The organism is Novosphingobium sp. GW821-FHT09E05 (genome assembly GCF_059416165.1).
Map to the genome: position 1 here is coordinate 1,764,221 of NZ_JBWKOQ010000001.1, position 15,604 is coordinate 1,779,824.

At 67.1% G+C, this 15,604-nt stretch carries 13 protein-coding genes; 8 read left to right on the forward strand and 5 right to left on the reverse strand.

All coding sequences use genetic code 11. The features are described 5' to 3' along the window. Positions 1–41 precede the first annotated feature (41 nt). Both AC07M9_RS08315 and AC07M9_RS08320 read right to left on the reverse strand, forming a co-directional pair. On the reverse strand, positions 42–1,463 hold the full coding sequence (locus AC07M9_RS08315; protein WP_494882889.1) for an acyl-CoA reductase: 1,422 nt from the start codon (positions 1,461–1,463) through the stop codon (positions 42–44). Continuing rightward, positions 1,460–2,809, reverse strand: coding sequence for a hypothetical protein (locus AC07M9_RS08320; protein ID WP_494882891.1), 1,350 nt, complete (start codon positions 2,807–2,809; stop codon positions 1,460–1,462). The genes AC07M9_RS08315 and AC07M9_RS08320 overlap by 4 nt, the downstream gene beginning before the upstream one ends. A 134-nt stretch (positions 2,810–2,943) precedes the next feature. Between AC07M9_RS08320 and AC07M9_RS08325 the strand changes: the two genes are divergently transcribed. From AC07M9_RS08325 to AC07M9_RS08340, 4 genes are all read left to right on the forward strand, one after another. Then, positions 2,944–3,594, forward strand: coding sequence for a TetR/AcrR family transcriptional regulator (locus AC07M9_RS08325; RefSeq protein ID WP_494882893.1), 651 nt, complete (start codon positions 2,944–2,946; stop codon positions 3,592–3,594). A 56-nt stretch (positions 3,595–3,650) separates the two neighbouring features. Further along, positions 3,651–4,895, forward strand: coding sequence for an MFS transporter (locus tag AC07M9_RS08330; RefSeq protein WP_494882895.1), 1,245 nt, complete (start codon positions 3,651–3,653; stop codon positions 4,893–4,895). Between the two features lie 19 nt (positions 4,896–4,914). Continuing rightward, the gene (locus AC07M9_RS08335) at positions 4,915–5,787 is read left to right on the forward strand and encodes an SDR family NAD(P)-dependent oxidoreductase (RefSeq protein ID WP_494882897.1); all 873 of its coding nucleotides are present in this window, start codon (positions 4,915–4,917) and stop codon (positions 5,785–5,787) included. A gap of 318 nt (positions 5,788–6,105) precedes the next feature. After that, positions 6,106–6,987: an HpcH/HpaI aldolase/citrate lyase family protein gene (locus AC07M9_RS08340; RefSeq protein WP_494882899.1), complete on the forward strand. Its 882-nt coding sequence runs from the start codon at positions 6,106–6,108 to the stop codon at positions 6,985–6,987. A 271-nt stretch (positions 6,988–7,258) separates the two neighbouring features. Here the strand turns inward: AC07M9_RS08340 and AC07M9_RS08345 are convergent, their stop codons facing one another. Further along, entirely contained in the window at positions 7,259–8,626 is a 1,368-nt protein-coding gene (locus AC07M9_RS08345; protein ID WP_494882901.1) for a M28 family peptidase, read from the reverse strand. Between the two features lie 124 nt (positions 8,627–8,750). Between AC07M9_RS08345 and AC07M9_RS08350 the strand changes: the two genes are divergently transcribed. From AC07M9_RS08350 to AC07M9_RS08365, 4 genes are all read left to right on the forward strand, one after another. Next, positions 8,751–9,782, forward strand: a complete 1,032-nt coding sequence (locus AC07M9_RS08350; RefSeq protein ID WP_494882903.1) for a hypothetical protein — start codon at positions 8,751–8,753, stop codon at positions 9,780–9,782. A gap of 103 nt (positions 9,783–9,885) precedes the next feature. Beyond that, positions 9,886–11,565, forward strand: a complete 1,680-nt coding sequence (gene ettA / locus AC07M9_RS08355; RefSeq protein WP_494882905.1) for an energy-dependent translational throttle protein EttA — start codon at positions 9,886–9,888, stop codon at positions 11,563–11,565. Positions 11,566–11,762: 197 nt separating this feature from the next. Next, complete coding sequence (locus tag AC07M9_RS08360) at positions 11,763–12,677, forward strand: RcnB family protein (protein ID WP_494882907.1); 915 nt, start codon at positions 11,763–11,765, stop codon at positions 12,675–12,677. A gap of 124 nt (positions 12,678–12,801) precedes the next feature. Beyond that, positions 12,802–13,467 (forward strand): prolyl hydroxylase family protein, encoded by a 666-nt coding sequence (locus tag AC07M9_RS08365; protein WP_494882908.1) that lies wholly within the window; start codon positions 12,802–12,804, stop codon positions 13,465–13,467. Between the two features lie 4 nt (positions 13,468–13,471). Here AC07M9_RS08365 and AC07M9_RS08370 read toward each other — a convergent pair whose 3' ends face one another. Together AC07M9_RS08370 and AC07M9_RS08375 are read right to left on the reverse strand one after the other, a co-directional pair. Next, positions 13,472–14,002, reverse strand: coding sequence for a DUF1003 domain-containing protein (locus tag AC07M9_RS08370; RefSeq protein ID WP_494882910.1), 531 nt, complete (start codon positions 14,000–14,002; stop codon positions 13,472–13,474). Beyond that, positions 14,002–15,603, reverse strand: coding sequence for a lysine--tRNA ligase (locus AC07M9_RS08375; protein WP_494882911.1), 1,602 nt, complete (start codon positions 15,601–15,603; stop codon positions 14,002–14,004). The genes AC07M9_RS08370 and AC07M9_RS08375 overlap by 1 nt, the downstream gene beginning before the upstream one ends. Position 15,604: the final 1 nt, after the last annotated feature.

The window sequence follows — 15,604 nt, forward strand, 5'->3', positions numbered from 1 at the left end:
CCGTCTCGGCGATGGGTTGCGTAAGCCGGGACGGATATGACTCAGCCCTCCCCGCGCCCATCCTCATGCGCCATCCAGTGGACGAAGCGGTGCAGAGGATACATCGCATCGTGCGGGTTGCCGATGGTCGAGGGGCCGGCCTCGCCCAGATGCACCACGCGCTGGGCACCGCCCGCCGCCAGCCGATCGCGGTAGTCGGCCATGCGGTGGAACGGGTAGAAGCCGACCGTCTGGGTGGCGACGTTGATCCACTTCACCGCATCATCGAGACGCTCGACCCGCACGACGTTGGCGGTCTTGTTGATAGGGTGGAAATCGACCGGCTCGTCGGAGCGCACGACGAGGCCCTTGCCGTCGGTCCTACCCCAAACGCCGTATTCGTCGTCCATCAGGATCATCATCTCGACCGCCTCGCGCATGTCCATGTCGAGCGGGCGCACGTCCCCGCTCTCGGCGGCGCGGCGGGCGATGTGGAACTGAAGGCGCTCGCAGAAGCGGTCCACCTGATCCTGTTCGCCCTCGACGAACTGGAACCGGCTGGCGACGCAGGCCTCCTGATTAAGCGTCATCACGTCCGCCGAGCACAGGTCCGCCACCCGGTCGATGGTCGCATCATCGACCAGCCCTTCGCGCCCGACCATCGAGATCGAGGTCTTGGGATCGAAGGAAACGAGTTGAAATCCCGGTCCCAGGTACTTGATAACATTGTTGATCGCGTCCCCGCCGCCCCAGGCGACGATCTTGTCGAAGTACTGCGGGCGGTAGAGCACGCGCTCGGTCGCATCGTCGCCGCCGCGCCAGTAGACCGCCGACATCGACTTCACGATCGGATGCTCCGGGTCGATGTCCGCCATCGTCCGCAGGATCGCAACCATGGTGAAGGGATCGGCGCTGCTCATCTTGAACAGGTTGATCGCCTTGACCATCGCGCCTTGCGCCACCGACTTCACCGCGACGCCCGGCGAATTGCCCGGCAGCACATGGATCAGGCGCGGTGCGAAGGCGCGCACGAAGCTGCGGCGACCGGTGAAGTCCTGCTTGGGCACCCATTCGTCGAGCGCGCGCGGGTCGGGGAAGTTCTGCGCCACCTCGGCCATGAGAATGCGCTTGTCGAGATAGGCGGCGGCATGGCGCGCGGTGTTCTCGACCACGGCGCGCGGGAGGATGTGCGTGCGGCACATCCGCTCGATGCATTCCTGCATGTGGTCGTTGCCTGGGGCGACCAGCCGTTGGCCGGTTTCGACGAGGAAATCGATGATCTCGGCAAGCGGCACGTTGAGCAGCGGCGGCACCTCGGTGCGCGGCGGCACCGCGCGGTCGAAGGGTATCCGCGGTGTCGCGAAGGTCACGCCGAGGTCGCGCGACTTCTGGATCACCTCGGTGCCATGCAGCACCTCGCCGCGCAGGAAGAACGGTGCCGAGACAAGTTCTTCGGAATCAAGCGATTGGATCACGGAGTTCATGCCACACCTCGCACATAGGCGTCGACCGTGCCCGCACAGCCGATCTTGTCGTCGCCTTCCAGGTCCGCGTAGCGGGCAATGTCGTCGCGGATCGAGGGACCATGATTGCCGCAGGCGCAGGGGCTGCGGTCGAGCCTGATCCTGTCGCCGGTGATGACCCCGCCCCAGCGTCCGTCGAGCGAGAGGTCGAAGAACGCAGCGCGCCCTTCCATCTCGCCTTCGGTGTGATCCAGCGCAGCGTCGCCCGCCTTGTCGAGCAGGATCGGCACGATCCACGGCGGCACGTGATAGCGCCCGCCCTCGCGGCACTTGGGCATGCCAGAGTTCAGCTCCTGCATCGAGTAATTCTGGAAGTGGCGATCCTCGGGAATGTTGAAGGTATCGAAGACATATTCCTGATAATCCACGGGAAGCTGCGCGCGCTTGAGCCCGCCGCCGACGTAGATCGAGTTGTCGGGATCGAAGTCCTCGCGCCCGTACCCGGCATCGCGCACGGCCTTGGCGACCGCCCAAAGCCCGCTCCACAGGCCCGAGAGCTGGAGCTTGAGGTGGCGGTTCTCGATGATGAACTGCGCGGTTTTCGGGATCGCCTCCTCCACAAGCCGGGCGCGCTGCGCCGAGGTTTCCTCGAACGCCGCGATCTCGTCGGGGCGGGCGGTGCCCTCGGCGATCTTCTTGCGCATGACGACCATCGAGGTCAGCGAACCCACCGTGATCGGCGGCACCGGATAGTTCCAGCGCGGCCACTCGGGATTGGCGAAGGCGTCGTACTGCGCCTTGGCTATCGTCGCGTTCTTGGGAACCGTGGCGACCGGCGCACAGCCGACAATGAGACGGTCCTGCGCCGGCATTACGCCCGAACCCCAAGAGAACACGTTGACGGTGTCGATCGTCGACCAGTCCATGTCCTTCTGCGAGGCGATCAGCATGGCGGACTTGCCGGTCGTGCCACTGGAGCACGAGATGAAGTAGCCCTTCTCCGCCAACCGCGCGATCCAGTCGTCAATGCCCTCGATACCGTCGAGATCGACGCCCTCGATCGGGTACGGCGACACGGTGCCGAGCCATTTGGTCAGCCGGTCCCAACGCTCGTCCATGAGGTAGCTTTCGGGATATGACTTGTACGCAGTGTGCGGGAACAGGACCGGCACGATGTCGGCGATCGCCTCGATCTTTTCGATCCCTGCATCCCGCGCCCGCAGCGCGAGCAGCTTGATCGCACCGCGGCGTTCCTGAAACCGCTCGTCGAGCGCGGCCACCTGCGTCTCGCGCAGTTCTCCGGCCGAGAACGTGAAGCGCTCGGGGTCGGCCACAAGGGCCATGAGTTTGTCGGCAGCGGCGCCCATCGGCTCGTCTCCTCTCCATGTGACCGCCTGCCCTTTCACTGGACAGTCCGGCCCGACTCGATTAATAGCATCTGATGCGTTTCATTATTCACGAGTCACTTGGCGACGCAAGCCAAATCGGGTCCACTGGCCCCATGCTCGACGACACGCCTTCCGAAACCCCCATCCGCGCCGGCCGCCCCACCCGCGAGCAGGCGCAGGCCCGTCACGTTGCGCTGCTGGACGCCGCGCTCGAGCATTTCCTCGACAAAGGGTACGAAGGCGCCACGATCGAGGCGATCGCCGCCGACGTGAACATGACCAAGCGCACGGTTTATGCGCGCTACCCGGACAAGACCGCCTTGTTCCGCGCCGTCATCCGCCACGGCACCGAGCGACGCGCGGTCGGCTTCGGGGTCATCGAAGCCACGCGCGGCGGGACGCTGGAGGAGACGCTCGTCGCGATCGCCATGCTGCGCATCGATCTCGTCAGGGAGGCCGACGGAGCCAAGCTGCAACGGATCATCAACACCGAAAGCTACCGGTTTCCGGACATCTTCCAGATCTATTACGACATCGCCGCCCTGCCGACGGTGCGCTTCCTGGCCGAAATCCTCGCCGAGGAGACTCGCGCCGGGCGCCTCGCCATCGACGACCCGATGCTTGCGGCCAAAGTGTTCATGAGCATGGTGGTCGGCGGCCCGGTGCGTTTCATCCTTTCGGGCAACGAACTTGGACGCGAGGACATCGACCGGCGCGTCCGCTTCGCGATACGGCTGTTCCTCAAGGGCGCTGAGCCGCGATGATGTAGGTTTGTCCAATAGCGGCACGGCAAACGGGCGCAGGATGGGAGAGAGCCGAAGTGACCTATTTCCGCGAATTCCGGGTGAACGGGACGACGCTCCTCGGCGCGATGCTGGGGCTCGCGCTCGGCTCGGCGATGAACCATTATATGACCAACCTCTTCGCGCCGGAGCTTATCGCCGAGTTCGGGTGGGACAAGGCGCAGTTCGCGCTGGTCGGCACACTGGGGCTGGCGAGCATGTTCGTGGTGCCGTTCTGGGGCCGCTTCGCCGACCGCCACGGCGCGCGCCTGTCGGCCGCGATCGGCTTCGTGGCGGTGCCGCTAAGCTTCCTCGCCTTCAGCCTGATGCGCGGCAACATCTACGAGTTCTTCGCCATCACCGTGTTCCAGCACCTGTTCGGCGTCTTGACCACGACGCTGGTATTCAGCCGCGTCATCGTCCAGCGCTTCGACCTCGCGCGCGGCATGGCGCTTTCCGTGCTGATGAGCGGCGCGCCGCTGGTGGGCGCCATCGTCGTGCCCCTGGTGGGCGAAGTGATCGACGCGCAGGGGTGGCGCGCGGGCTACCGCCTGCTCGCGCTGATCTCGGCGATCGGCGGCATCGTGGCGGTGACGCTGGTGGGCCGGCGACCGCGAGGCACCGCCGCGGCGCCCGAGCGCACCGCCCAGCGCCTCACCCGCGCCCAGTTCGGTGCGCTGCTGCGCCACCCCGCCTTCATCCTGATCGTGGCGGGCATGTTCTTCTGCAACGTGCCGACCGTCATCGTCTCCTCGCAGTTCAAGCTGGTGCTCATCGAGAGCGGCGCGCCGGGCAAGCTGGCGACCTGGCTCGTCTCGCTCTACGCGGTGGGCGTGGTCGTCGGCCGGTTCCTCAGCGGCCTCGCGCTCGACAAGGTTTCGGCCCAGACGGTGGCGCTGGCAGCATTGGGACTGCCCGCGATCGGGTTCCTCATCCTCGCCTCCCCGGCCGAGCATCCCTGGCTGCTGGCGGGCGCGGTGCTGCTGGTCGGGCTGGCGCAGGGCGCGGAGGGCGATATCGGCGCCTATCTCACCTCGCGCACGTTCGACATTGCCAACTTCAGCCTGATCTACAGCTTCCTGATCGCCGCGATGGGGCTTGCCGGAGCGGTCGGATCGGTGCTGCTGAGCATGACGCTGGGCGCGACCGAGCGCTTCGACCTGTTCCTCGTCATCGCTGCCGCCCTGACGATCGTGGGCGCACTCTGCTTCTTCATGACCGGACGCGGCGGCAGGCCGCAGATTGTTGATACAATGCCTGAGATGACCGTCCCTTCCCTCTGATATAGCGAGATATCCCCAAATGACCAAACCCGTCTCCAGCCAACGCTGCGTCGTCGTCACCGGCGCCAGTTCCGGCATCGGCAGGGCCAGCGCCGAGGCCTTCGCCCGGATGGGCTGGCACGTTATCGGCACCGGCCGCGATCCCGCGCGCTGCGCCGCTGCCGAGACCGAACTGCGCGCCGTCGCCGCGCCGGGAGGGCGCGTGGACTTCCTGCGCGGGGACTTCGCCGAAATGGCCGACGTGCGCCGCGTCGCCGCCGAAATCGACACGCTGACGGACCGCGTCCACGTCCTCGTCAACAACGCCGGCGGCGTGCGCGACGGGCTCTACATGTCGTCCGAGGGGCTGGAGTGGACGTTCGCGGCCAATCACCTTGCGCCGTTCCTGCTCACCCGCGAACTCCTGCCGCTGCTCGAACGCGCCGCGCTGGACAGTGCGGCCGGAACCGTCAGGGTCATCGCCGTCTCGTCGCTCGGGCACATGCAATGCGCGGCGATGCGCTGGGACGACCTGATGATGCTGGAGGACTTCAGCGCCGGCCCGGCCTATTGCCAGGCGAAGCTCGCCAACCTGCTGTTCACGCGCGAGTTGAACCGCCGCGCCCGGGGCAAGGGCATCGTCGCGCAGGCGATGCATCCGGGCAAGGTCGGCTCCAATTTCTCCAGCCACGGCGAAGCCTCGCTCCAGGCGTATATGGCGACGCAGGACCTCATCCCGCCGCAGCAGCCCGCCCGCACGATCGTCTGGCTGGCGACCGCGCCCGAAGCCGGGCAGGACGGCGGCCGCTACTTCCACGACATGGCCGAGGCGGAGCCCGGTCCGCAAGGGCTCGACGACGCGGCGGCCGCCCGGCTGTGGCTGGAAAGCGAGCGCATCCTCGATACGGTCTGACCATCGAAGCAATATGTCGCCCCGCGCCTGCTCGTTGCGGAAAAAGGCAGGCACGGGGCGACAAGTGCGACCCATAAGGGCTGTCGCCGGGGCATGGAGCGGAGGAGGGATGGCTCTCCACGCCGTGACCGCGATGCGCTGGCGGTCATGTGCGACAGGTCAGGTATAGGGCGTGAGCAAACGATTGTAACCTATACTTTCTGCTTAGCGGAGTTCCGCGCCGCCCCGGCAATCCCTCGTCAACCATGTCGCCCGCGCTTGACCGTGCGCCCTCGCCCGCCCCAAGGGCTTGGAACATCCTCGACCACGGGAACCGCCATGACACTCCCCAGCTCCATCGACCGCCCCCGCCGCAGCGCGCTCTATCTTCCGGCCTCGAACGCCAAGGCCATCGCCAAGGCCCGCACCCTGCCCTGCGACGTGGTGATCCTCGACCTCGAGGACGCGGTTGCGCCGGAGGCCAAGGAAGAGGCCCGCGCGGCCGCCATCTCCGCGGTGGCGGAAGGCGGCTTCGGCCACCGCGAAGTCGCCATCCGCGCCAACGGCATCGACACCGAATGGGGCGCCGCCGACCTTGCCGCCATCGCCGGATCGAAGGCGGACGCGGTGCTGGTCCCGAAGGTGGACGGCCCGGCGGACATCGCCCGCTACCAGGCGGCTCTGGCCGAGGCGCCCGCCTCGCTCCAGCTCTGGGCGATGATCGAGACCTGCGCGAGCGTGTTCGCGCTGGAGCCGATCGCCGCCATGGCCAAATCGACCCGCCTGTCGCTGTGGATCATGGGCACCAACGACCTCGCCAAGGAAATGCGCGCCCAGCTCACCCCGGAGCGCACGCCGTTCCTGCCGTTCCTGTCGATGGCGGTGGCCGCCGCGCGGGCGCACGGCGTCGCGATCCTCGACGGCGTCTGCAACGAATTCCGCGACCTCGGCGCCTTCGAGGCCGAAGCGCGGCAGGGTCTGCTGTTCGGCTTCGACGGCAAGAGCCTGATCCACCCGGCGCAGATCGAGCCGTGCAACGCGGTGTTCTCGCCGGGCGAAGCGGACCTCGCCTGGGCGCACGGGGTGATCGCAGCGTTCGCCCTGCCCGAGAACCAGGGCAAGGGCGCCATCCGCGTCGACGGCAGGATGACCGAGCTGCTGCACCTCGAACAGGCGCGGCGCATGGTCGCCGTGGCGGAGCGGATCGCGGCGGCGGGGTGACGGTTTCGTACTCGCCCTCCCCGGCCTGACCGGCGGCCGCTGGCCGAGCCGCGCCGATCTTTCGGCAAGGCGGCCGGTGACAGGGCTACGGACGAATCCGAACCGCCTGAATGCCATTTCCCTCGCCCCCGCGTAGGCGGGGTCCCGCTTCCTTGCTCCGCGCCAGAAAGAACAAGGGGGGTCCCCGCTTTCGCGGAGACGACGTTTTTGGTTCGGATTCGATTCCGAGCTCCGGCTTTGGGTCGAAGCGCTTAACGCCCCCTCGAACCCCTTACTTCGCCTCGCGCTCGACCTTGCCGATCGGTCCCGCCTCGTTGGCGACGACCTTGAGCACCGCCGCCCAGGCATCGACGTTCTGCTGGAGCGCCGCCGGATCGACCTTGTCGAGCGTGTCGTCGGGGGTGTGGTGCAGGTCGAAGTAATGCGTGCCGTCCTGGCCGAGGTCGATCACCGCCAGCTTCTGCGCGGCGATGATCGCCTCCACGTCGGCGCCGCCATCGGCCGCGCCCTTGTGGGGGACGATGCCCATCGGCCAGAGCGCCGCATTGACCTTGTCCGCCAGCGCCTTGTCTTCGGGAGCGTGGCTGAACAGGACCTGCCACACCCGGTCGGCGCCGAAGTCGCTTTCCATGGCGAGGGCGTGCGCTTCGCTGCCGTGGCGGCGGGCGTAATCGTCGCCGCCGCCGCCGGCGATGCCGGTTTCCTCGTTGCCCGACCACAGCACGCGGATGGTGCGCAGCGGCTGGCCGCCCTGCTGTGCCGCCAGCGCCGCCGCGCTGATGATCGCGCAGCCCGAGGCATCATCGACCGCGCCGGTGCCGAGGTCCCACGAATCGAGATGACAGGCGAGCACGATGATCGGCAGCGAGGGATCGCGGCCCGGCAGGTCGGCGATCACGTTGCCCGAAGTCGCGTCGGGGAACGGCTTGCCCATGAGAGTGAGGTCGATGGCCATCGGCTTGCCGCGCGCGGCGGTGCGCGCGATCAGGTCGGCGTCGGGGTTCGAGACCGCGCCCGCCGGGATCGGCTTCACGTCCTTGGCGAAGATCGTGACGCCCGTGTGCGGGTTGCGGTGGCTGTCGGTTCCGGCCGAGCGGATGACCACGCCCGCCGCGCCCTTGCGCGAGGCGATCGTCGGCCCCTCGCGCCGCACATTGCCGTAAGGGCCGTAGCCCGAGCCGTCCTGCGCCGCGCGCATGGCATGGTCGATGAAGGCAACCTTGCCCTTGAGCGAACCGTCGGGTGCGGCTTCCAGCGCGGCGAGCGTGGGGAAGTAGACCAGTTCCGCCCTGAGGCCGCCCTTGGGCGTGGGCACCGAATAGCCGAGCGCCGTGATCGCCAGCGGCTGGGCGAACGGCGCCGTCAGGCTCGCGCTTTCGGGGCCGCGCTGCCAACCGAGGGTCTTGAACTCCTCGACCCGCACGTTCTGGAAACCGAGCGCCCTGAGCTTCTGCGCGCCCCAGTCGCGCGCGCGGTCTTCCGCCGACGAGCCAGCGGGCCGCGGGCCGATTTCCGTGGTCAGGCCCTCGACGATGTCCCATGCCGTGCCCGAGCTGTTTGTCGGCGTGGCGAGCACCGGGGCGGCGGCGGACAGGGCGGCGGCGGCAAGCGCGATGCGCAGCGTGATGGCGGTGTTCATGGTGCAAGTGCTAACCGACCGGCAACGCCGTGCCAAGGTGCGGTCAGGCACCGTTCCGGACCATGTGGAAAACCATGTCCGATGACGCTTGCGGCCGGTCTCGCGAGCGAACACAACGCCGCCCATGCTCGCCTCCCTCACCCGCCTGCAGGCGCTCGCCGTGCTTGTCGCCATCGTGCTGCTGGCGGCGCTTTCGCTGACGATCCGGCCGGAGGAAAGCGGCCCCGCGATCACGGGCGACGGGACCTACTCGGACGTCCGGCTCTACAAGGACATCGCCGGAGCCGTCGCGGGGGGCGAAGGCTATTACCACGCCGCCACCCGCCTCCACCGCGCGCACGGGTTCCCCACCCGTCCCTTCGTCACCGTCCGCCTGCCGACGCTCGCCTGGATCGAGGCGGGGCTCGGCTGGAGGGCGACGCATTGGCTCCTCGCCGCCTTGCTGGGAGGTACCGTCCTCGCCTGGTTCGCGGTGCTGCGAGCGCTGGCGAGCCCCCCCGAACGCATGGGCGCAGCGCTGCTCATCCTGGTCGGAGGCGCGATGGCCGGAAGCGCCGATCTTGTCGTGACGCACGAACTCTGGGCAGGCGTGCTCGTCGCGCTGGCGGCCGCGCTGCTGGCGCGCGGGTTGTGGGTTCCGGCGCTCGCGGCAGCCGCCTGCGCGCTGGCGATCCGCGAACTGGCGCTGCCTTTCGTGCTGGTCGCCGGGTTCTGGGCTCTGCGAGACGGGCGGCGGCGCGAAGCGGGATGCTGGGCGGCCCTGCTCGCCGCCTATGCGCTGGCGCTGTTCCTGCATCGCGCCGCCGTCGCCCCGCTGTCGCTGCCGAGCGATGCTCTGTCGCAGGGTTGGGGCGGCATGCGCGGTCTCGCCGCGCCCCTGCGGGACATCGCCGAGGTGACGCTCATCAACCTCCTGCCCCCGCCGGTATCGTACCTGGCGGCGCTGCTCGCGCTGTTGGGCTTCCTCGGAGCGCCCCTGCCGATTGCGCGGCTGACCGCGCCCTATCTGGTCGCTATTGCGGTGCTATCGGCAGCTTTCGCGCGCCCGGTGAACTTCTACTGGGCGATCCTAACGGTGCCCACGGTCATGGCCGGGCTCGCCTTCCTGCCCCGCCTCGCGCAAGACCTCGTCCGCGCCCTGCGCCGCCCCGCCTGACTTGATACCCCGCCAGCCGCGCCCATCTTGCGGGCGCAACGCCGGGCCTGTAAGGGCCGGTCCAGGAAATTACCGTATCGCATCTTAAATCCGAAGGACGCCCATGGCCGCCCAGTACGCCTATGTCATGAAGGGCATGACCAAGACTTTCACCGGCGCTCCCAAGCCGGTGCTCAGCGACATCTCGCTCCAATTCTACCAGGGTGCCAAGATCGGCATCGTCGGCCCCAACGGCGCGGGTAAATCCACGCTTATCAAGATCATGGCCGGCATCGACACCGACTACACCGGCGAAGCCTGGGCCGGCGAGAACATCACCGTCGGCTATCTCGAGCAGGAGCCGGAACTCGACCCGACCAAGTCGGTGCTGGAGAACGTCAAGGACGGCGCGCGCGAGACCGCCGACCTCGTCGACCGCTTCAACGAAATCTCGAACATCATGGGCGACCCGCCGGAAGACGTCGATTTCGACGCGCTCATGGAGGAAATGGGCGACCTGCAGGGCAAGATCGACGCCGTCGATGGCTGGACGCTCGACAACCAGCTCGAGATCGCCATGGAAGCGCTACGCTGCCCTCCCGGCGACTGGCCGGTGGCCAGCCTCTCGGGCGGTGAAAAGCGCCGCGTCGCGCTGACCCGCCTGCTGATCCAGAAGCCCTCGATCCTGCTGCTCGACGAACCGACCAACCATCTCGACGCCGAATCCGTCGAGTGGCTGGAGCACCACCTCAAGGAATACGCGGGCGCGGTGCTGATGATCACCCACGATCGCTACTTCCTCGACAACGTGGTGGACTGGATTCTCGAACTCGATCGCGGGAAGTACTTCCCCTACGAGGGCAACTACTCGACCTATCTTGAGAAGAAGGCCAAGCGCCTCGACCAGGAGGACCGCGAGGAATCCGGCCGCGCCAAGGCGCTCAAGGAAGAACTCGAGTGGATCCGCCAGACCCCGGCCGCGCGCCAGACCAAGTCCAAGGCGCGTATCCGCAAGTTCGAGCAGCTCCAGGAAGCCCAGTCCGGCCGCAAGCCCGGCAAGGCCCAGATCGTCATCCAGGTGCCCGAGCGCCTCGGCGGCAAGGTCATCGAGGTCAAGGACGTGTCCAAGGCTTACGGCGACAAGCTGCTGTTCGAGAACCTCTCGTTCATCCTGCCGCCGGGCGGCATCGTCGGCGTCATCGGGCCCAACGGCGCGGGCAAGTCGACGCTGTTCAAGCTGATCACCGGCAAGGAAACCCCGGACACCGGCTCGATCGAAATGGGCTCGACCGTGCACCTGGGCTTCGTCGACCAGAGCCGCGACCACCTCGATCCCAAGAACAACGTCTGGCAGGAAATCTCGGAAGGTCATGACTACATGACCGTCAACAAGCACGAGATGTCGACCCGGGCCTACGTCGGCGCCTTCAACTTCAAGGGCGCGGACCAGCAGAAGAACGTCGGCAAGCTCTCGGGCGGTGAACGCAACCGCGTCCACATGGCCAAGATGCTCAAGCTCGGCGGCAACGTCCTGCTGCTCGACGAACCGACCAACGATCTCGACGTGGAAACGCTGGGCGCGCTGGAAGAGGCGATCGAGAACTTCGCAGGCTGCGCCGTGGTCATCAGCCACGACCGCTTCTTCCTCGATCGTCTAGCCACCCACATCCTCGCCTTCGAGGGCAACAGCCACGTCGAATGGTTCGAAGGCAACTTCGCCGCATACGAGGAAGACAAGCGCCGCCGCCTCGGCGACGCTGCCGACCGTCCGACCGCGCTGGCTTACAAGAAGCTCACGCGCTGACCTGAGCCGTCACGGCTGGCCGATTCAACAAGCCGTCGTTCCGGAACCGGGACGGCGGCTTGTTCATTTTCGTATAAATAAACCTGAACGAACAGCCTCTCTGCGGTTCACCTGCGCGACAGCGCGTATCGTTTAACAAGGGTTTACGAAGAGAGCCGCGATCGCCGTCCGGTGAATTCGGTTTGGAGACCGGAACAATGGCTGCAATGAAAAACATGAAATCGGGTGTGCTGCTCACCGTTGGAACGCTTGCAATGGCGGCCACCAGCATCTCGACACCAGGCATGGCCGCGCCCAACGACGACCGTGGCCGTGCCGAGCGCCCCGAACGCGGCGCTCCCCAGCAGCAGCGTCAACAGCCCCCCCAGGCGCGGCCACAGAGGGAAGCGCCCCGCGCCAACGATGCTCCGCGTGGCAACTGGCAGGGTGGAAACGCCCGGCCGCAGCAGGCGCCTGCGCAGGCACGTCCGCAACAGGCACGCCCCGTTGCGCAGCAGGGCGGCGCCAACGAAACCCGGCGCAACCTGCCGGGCTGGGCTGGAGGTACGCGCAACGGCGAACCGGTCAGCCGCACCAACCCCGCGCAAGGTGGCAACTATCGTCCCAATGACCGGAATGACAACCGCGGCAACGACCGCAACAACGATCGTGACCGCGACCGTGGGCAAGGTTGGCAAGGCAACGACCGCGGCAACGGCGGTTGGCAGGGTAACAACGGTCGCAACAACAACGAAAGCTGGCGCGGCAACGGCCGGGGCAACGGCAACGAGAGCTGGCGCGGCAACGGCAATCAGAGCCGCAACTGGGATCGGAGCGGCTGGCGGCGTGACAACCGTTACGACTGGCAAGGCTACCGCGACCGCAACCGCTCGACTTACCGGATCGGTCGTTATTACGCGCCCTACCAGAACTATTCGTACCGCCGCCTGGGCCTCGGCTTCTCGCTGAATTCGATGTTCTACGGCAATCGCTACTGGATCAACGACCCGTGGCAGTACCGCCTGCCCGCCGTCTATGGCCCCTACCGCTGGGTTCGCTACTACGACGACGTCCTGCTGGTCGATACATACAGCGGCGAAGTAGTGGACGTGATCTACGACTTCTTCTGGTAAACAGGAAAACGGAAAACCCCCGGGTTCGTGGAACCTGGGGGTTTTTTCTTTACCACCGGTTTCCTTGACCTCCCGCCCGCCCGCCAATTGATCTGTTCGCGCGGACAGGTACTCTGTCACATAGATGACAACTCCCGCCCATCCCGATCGCAAGGCCCTCGCGAGCATCGGCGCCGCCGTACGGGAACGCCTTGCCGGGGATCCGTCGGCAAGGCGTTTTCCCGAGGATCGGGCGGAAGTCTACGTGATCGACGATTTCCTGCCGCTCCCGGACTGCGGGCGCCTGATGGAACTGATCGATGCGGTCGCGTGCCCCTCAAGCCTCATCGACGGGGGGGATTGGCCGGATTACCGCACCAGCTACTCCGGCGACATCGACGCCATGGACGTCTGCGTGCAGGACCTCGAGGCCCGCATCGCCATGGTCACCGGCATGGCCTCGGGTCTGGGCGAAACCCCGCAGGGGCAGCGCTATCGGCGCGGGGAGTTCTTCCGCGAGCACTGCGACTGGTTCGACACGGCGTCGAGCTACTGGCCGCACGAAAGGCGCTGCGGCGGGCAGCGCAGCTGGACCGCAATGCTGTACCTGAACGCCGTGGACGAAGGCGGGATAACCGACTTCACCCGCGTCGCACTCAGCATTCCGCCTCGCGCGGGCGCCCTGCTGCTGTGGAACAATGCCTTGCCGGACGGCACCCCCAACCCCTGGACGATGCATGCCGCCCGGCCTGTGGTTCGCGGGGTCAAGTACGTCGTCACCCAGTGGTTCCGAACGCGCGCCTGGCAGTAGCCCGTCAGGCTTCCCCGCCCCGCGCAGCGTCGTCGCGGCGGACGAGGTATTCGAACAGGTGGTCCATGCGCTTGTGCAGGCGCAGGATCTCCAGTTGGGTGCGCAGGTTGACCTCGTAGTCGTGGCGTGCGGCGATGCGGTCCTTGTCGGACTGGCGGTTCTGGCTCATCATGATGACGGGCGCCTGGATCGCCGCCAGCGTCGACAGCATCAGGTTCAGGAAGATGTACGGATAGGCATCGAAGGGATGCAGCCCGAAGGCCTCAAGCACCTCGCTGTTGATGAGCATCCAGCCGAACAGCACCGCGCCGAACGCGATGATGAAAGCCCACGAACCGCCGACCGCAGCGACCCTGTCGGCCAGCCGGTCGGGGAAGGTCGCGTGGAGCGAGGCTTCCTCCTGCGCGTCGAGGCCCATGACCGTGCCCGAGGCAATGCGTTCGAGCACGCGGCGCTCCTCGGCATCGACGTCCCCCAGCTTGCGGCCGAGGAGTTCCTCGCAGAGTTCGCCGGCCGTGCGGGGAACGCCGTTCATCAGGCGGATGCCAGCGCTTCTGCGATCAGCTTGCGCGTCTCGGGCACGCCGTAAAGCGCGATGAAGCTGCCCATGCGCGGGCCCTGCGGGCTGCCCAGCAGCGTCTCGTACAGCGCCTTGAACCAGTCGCGCAGGGTCTCGAAGCCGTAGGCCTCGTCCTTGCCGATCTCGTAGACCATGTTCTGCAGTTCCTCGGCCGAGACGTCCGGTCCGGCAGCCTCGAGCTGCGCGTCCAGCGCCTTCAGCGCCTTGGCCTCGGCGGCGGACGGCGCGCGGCGCTGGAGGGTCGGGGCGATGAAGTCGCGGTTGGTGGCGAGCGCGGCGCGGACCATGTCGGCCAGCGCCGGGTGCGCCTCGGACGTGGCGTCGGCCACGTAGTTGCCGAGGTACGACCACACCTGCTCCGCCGTCGCGTCCGCGCCGAGCACGCCCACGAGGTTGAGCAGCAGCGAGAACGTCACTGGCACGGTATCGCCCGCGCCCTCCCGCTCGCCGTTGGTGCGCAGCAGGTGCCACACCGGGTTGCCCAGCTGCTTGTCGAGCGCCTGCCCTTCAAGGTTGCCGCGGAACTGCCAGTATTCATCGACCGCCTTGGGGATGACGCCGACGTGCAGCTGCTTCGCGCTCTTGGGTTCGCGGAACAGGTAGAAGCCGAGCGATTCCTCGGTGCCGTAGGTCAGCCACTGCTCGATGGTCAGGCCGTTGCCCTTGGACTTGGAAATCTTCTCGCCGTTCTCGTCGAGGAACAGTTCGTAGATCAGTCCCTCGGGGCGCCTGCCACCGAGGACCTGGACGATCTTGCCCGACTGGGTGACCGAGTCGGTCAGGTCCTTGCCGCACATCTCGTAGTCGACGCCGAGCGCATACCAGCGCATCGCCCAGTCGACCTTCCACTGCAGCTTCGACCGGCCGCCGAATGCCGACTGCTCGACGACCGTGCCATCCTCGTCGGTAAAACGGATCATGCCGGTGGCCGGCTCGAGCACCTCGACCGGCACCTGCAGCACCGCGCCGGTGGTGGGCGACACCGGCAGTACCGGCGAATAGGTCCTGCGGCGCTCCTCGCGCAGGGTCGGCAGCATGACGTCGAGGATCGCCTGGTTGCACTCCAGCACCCGCGTCAGCGCGGCGTCAAAGCCGCCGGAGTTATAACGGTCGCTCGCCGAGACGAATTCGTAATCGAAACCGAACCGGTCGAGGAATTCGCGCAGCATCGCGTTGTTATGGTGCGCGAAGCTCTCGTGCGTACCGAACGGATCGGGAATGCGGCTCAGCGGCTTGCCGAGATTGGCGGTGAGAAGCTCGGCGTTCGGAATATTGTCTGGCACCTTGCGCAGCCCGTCCATGTCGTCCGAGAACGCGACCAGCCGCGTCGGCGCGCCGCCCGTCAGCGCCTCGTAGGCGCGGCGCACCAGCGTGGTGCGCAGGACTTCCTGGAACGTGCCGATATGCGGCAAGCCCGAGGGGCCGTAGCCGGTCTCGAACAGCACCGGCTCGCCGCCTGGCTTGCCCTGCGGAAAGCGCTTCAGGAGCTTCTGGGCCTCCTGGAAGGGCCAGGCCTTGGACACGCGGGCGGCTTCGATCAGGGCATTTTCAGTCATG

What these genes read in the sequence shown, in the direction of transcription:
- AC07M9_RS08360 (WP_494882907.1), top strand. Translation starts at nt 11,763, where the DNA reads ATGGCTGCAATGAAAAACATGAAATCGGGTGTGCTGCTCACCGTTGGA.
- AC07M9_RS08325 (WP_494882893.1), top strand. Translation starts at nt 2,944, where the DNA reads ATGCTCGACGACACGCCTTCCGAAACCCCCATCCGCGCCGGCCGCCCC.
- ettA (WP_494882905.1), top strand. Translation starts at nt 9,886, where the DNA reads ATGGCCGCCCAGTACGCCTATGTCATGAAGGGCATGACCAAGACTTTC.
- AC07M9_RS08370 (WP_494882910.1), bottom strand. Translation starts at nt 14,002, where the DNA reads ATGAACGGCGTTCCCCGCACGGCCGGCGAACTCTGCGAGGAACTCCTC.
- AC07M9_RS08335 (WP_494882897.1), top strand. Translation starts at nt 4,915, where the DNA reads ATGACCAAACCCGTCTCCAGCCAACGCTGCGTCGTCGTCACCGGCGCC.
- AC07M9_RS08375 (WP_494882911.1), bottom strand. Translation starts at nt 15,603, where the DNA reads ATGACTGAAAATGCCCTGATCGAAGCCGCCCGCGTGTCCAAGGCCTGG.
- AC07M9_RS08340 (WP_494882899.1), top strand. Translation starts at nt 6,106, where the DNA reads ATGACACTCCCCAGCTCCATCGACCGCCCCCGCCGCAGCGCGCTCTAT.
- AC07M9_RS08350 (WP_494882903.1), top strand. Translation starts at nt 8,751, where the DNA reads ATGCTCGCCTCCCTCACCCGCCTGCAGGCGCTCGCCGTGCTTGTCGCC.
- AC07M9_RS08315 (WP_494882889.1), bottom strand. Translation starts at nt 1,463, where the DNA reads ATGAACTCCGTGATCCAATCGCTTGATTCCGAAGAACTTGTCTCGGCA.
- AC07M9_RS08320 (WP_494882891.1), bottom strand. Translation starts at nt 2,809, where the DNA reads ATGGGCGCCGCTGCCGACAAACTCATGGCCCTTGTGGCCGACCCCGAG.
- AC07M9_RS08345 (WP_494882901.1), bottom strand. Translation starts at nt 8,626, where the DNA reads ATGAACACCGCCATCACGCTGCGCATCGCGCTTGCCGCCGCCGCCCTG.
- AC07M9_RS08365 (WP_494882908.1), top strand. Translation starts at nt 12,802, where the DNA reads ATGACAACTCCCGCCCATCCCGATCGCAAGGCCCTCGCGAGCATCGGC.